Annotated in this window: 1 protein-coding gene; it reads left to right on the plus strand. The window is 73.5% G+C overall.

What is annotated here, in order from left to right; genetic code table 11:
* Positions 1-246: 246 nt before the first annotated feature.
* Positions 247-722 (plus strand): phosphatase (locus GTW43_RS02965; protein ID WP_202500969.1); only part of this gene is annotated, 476 nt, incomplete at its 3' end.

Below are 722 nucleotides of genomic sequence, written 5' to 3' on the forward strand. Positions count from 1 at the left end.
GGGGCTTCTCGCGCAGTTCCCCGCGCCCCTGAGGCGAGCGGCTTCGCCGCTCAGCCTCTATCGGGGAAATGCGGCGCCCAGCGCCTGCATGTCAGGGGCGCAGGGCGCTGACATCAGCGGCTCCGCCGCGGGGCGCGACCAGCCCCCACCGGCGTGCACCCGGCGACGAGACCCGATCCCGCGGGCCGGAGGCCCACTCCGTGGAACTGATCAACGCCGCACAGCGACCACCGGCACAATGGACCCATGCCGATACCCGGGATCCCCAGCGACACACCCACGCGCGCCGACCTGATCGACCATCTCGTCCGCACCCGCATCGCGGGCGACGTGGCCACCCCCCGCGAGAACAACCTCTCCCACTACCGCAAGCTCGCGAACGGCGACCGCCACTTCTGGCTGGGGCTCGAGCTCGGCGACCGCTGGACCGACGAGCAGGACGTGCTCGCGGTGATGGCCGAGCGCTGCGGCGTCGTGGACGACCCGGAGCACCGGCACGGCCAGGACACGATCGACCCCGAGCTGACGGTGGACGCCCTGGAGCGGATGGCGGCCCGGCTGCACAAGGCCGCGGAGGACCGGCAGAGCGTGCTGTTCGCGACGGGGCACCCGGGCGGCCTGCTCGACGTGCACCGGGCGACGGCGGCGGCGCTGCGCGCGGCGGGCTGCGAGATCGTGGTGATCCCGGAGGGCCTGGCCACGGAGGAGGGCATGGTCTTCCA

The sequence above is a fragment of the Streptomyces sp. SID5785 genome (assembly GCF_009870065.1).
Lineage (GTDB): Bacteria > Actinomycetota > Actinomycetes > Streptomycetales > Streptomycetaceae > Streptomyces.